1 pseudogene is annotated in these 2,217 nt (G+C 43.2%); it reads left to right on the forward strand.

Features of this window, described 5'->3' with window-relative positions:
* Positions 1-2,217 (forward strand): annotated as a pseudogene (locus WBA23_RS13015) (hypothetical protein); the annotation flags it as partial.

Genomic DNA, 2,217 nt, shown 5'->3' on the forward strand with positions numbered 1-2,217 from the left:
CGCTCGTAAGAATAAAAGCGGAACGTTTTACGCTGATGATATGGCACAATCTCTTCGGAAAAATCCTAAGATAATTCGGGCCGCAATGAAGGATTTAAGAGGGCAAGGTTTTGTTGAGTATGACGACGAATCGGGCGAAGTAGTTATTAAACGGAAAGCCTATCATTACGTGCTATCCAAAGCCAAGCAAAAAGACTTTGATGATTTAGTGATACCTTCTTATGCTAGTAATGGACCTAACGCCGTACTCAATTTAGATAGTATGGCACTGGCGGTACAGGGTATTGAGAAGTTTACTATTAGTAATGAACTTAACGTACAGATTATTCCCAACAACAATAAAGTAACGATGCTCGGGCAGCGGAACTTTGAGTTTGACGGAGTGCTACAATCAGGCAACTTCGAGTTTGCGGGGAAGGGTTTTACATTCCGCTACGATAGTTTTCGCATTGATCTACCCGAGATAGACTCAATTACGTTCTACTTACCTGACAATAAGGGAAACCGAACTAAAGTAGATAATTCTCTACAAAGTGGAATTGCTGCTGGTATGCAAAATACGTCTGGTACGCTTTACATCAACGACCCGGAAAACCGCTCGGCCCGCAGTAAAGACCCTAGTTTTCCGAAATTTAATGCTGAAAATGGGGCAGTGGTGTACTTCGATAATAAGAATGTGCTGGATGGAGTGTACGATAAGTCAATGTACTACGTAATTCCGCCCTTCGATATTGATAGTCTGAATAGTACTGACCCTTCTTCGATCTCGTTCCCCGGCACACTCTATAGCGATATATTTCCACCCGTTAAAGAAGACTTAAGTGTGCTGGAGGATAATTCAATGGGCTTTATTCACAAAGCACCCGAAGAAGGATACGCGCTCTACGGCGGAACCGCAGCCTATAAAAATGATATTAGCCTAAGTGCTCAGGGGCTACGCGGACTGGGAACCATAGACTTTCTAACAACCGTGCTGGAATCAGAAGACTTCGTATTTTATATGGATTCAGTTCTTACTAAAGGAACGGTTATGGATATGCAGGAAGGAAGTGTTGGGCCAACTAGCTTCCCTCGAGCTTACGTGGAGGATTATACACTGAAGTGGCTCCCTCGCCAGGATAGTATGTACATCGCAAATAATGCTGAGCCTTTTGAGTTTTACAATCAAACTGCTTCTATGAATGGTGAGGTTATACTAACGGGCAATGGATTGCTAGGTGGTGGAACACTATTTACTCGTGGATCAGAAGCTATATCTGATAATATGGCTTTTGAGCAGAATCAGTTTTCGGCTCGTAACGCTAGTTTTGAAATTAAATCGGAGAATTCTAAGAAGCCAGCTTTGGCCGGCGAGGATGTCTATTTAAACTTTGACTTAGTAGCAAACCAAGCCAGTATTAGTCCGGAGGTAGAAGGCGTAGCTGCCATTGGCTTTCCGTACGCTCAGTTCCGAACATCAATCACAAAAGCCATCTGGGATTTAGAAGAAGAAACCGTGCGTATGAGTAAACCGGATGATGTAGCTATTGAAAACTCTTACTTTTACGCTACACGAGCAGAGCTTGACTCGTTAGTATTTAGCGCCGAGGAAGCCATTTACCGAATACCGCTCCAGCAATTGGATGTTTCGGGTATCCCGTACATCACAGTGGCCGATGCGAAAATTACCCCGGAAAATAACAAAGTACAGATTCGGGAAAATGCGAAGTTTGATACCTTCACTAATGCCACTTTAGTGATTGATACCTTGAACGAGTATCATAATTTATTTAATGGAACAATTGATATTATTTCTCGAAGCGAATTTCGAGGAAAAGCGACTTACGAGTTAGTATCGGCTAGCGATACCTTTGCCATTCAGCTTACAGAGTTTGCCACCGACTCGGTGCAGGAAGGGCGAAGGGATAAAGAATGGGTACAACATACAGTAGCCGATGGCACGGTACAAGAGGCGCAAAATTTGGTTATCTCACCGGGTATGCTCTACCGAGGTAATATTCGGATGCATGCTGCCAAAGAATCCTTAGAGCTAGAAGGCGAAGTTAAGCTGGATTTTAAAACTATTCCGAACTATAATACCTGGATTAGCTATGCCAGCGATGCAGGTGATAAGGAACTGAAATTTGATATTGCTAATAGCACTACCGATGCGGGCGAACCACTTACCACCGGTTTGTATCTCGACCGCAGCAATAGTTTATATATGACTTTTGTCAC

Source organism: Tunicatimonas sp. (genome assembly GCF_049647865.1).
GTDB lineage: Bacteria > Bacteroidota > Bacteroidia > Cytophagales > Cyclobacteriaceae > Tunicatimonas.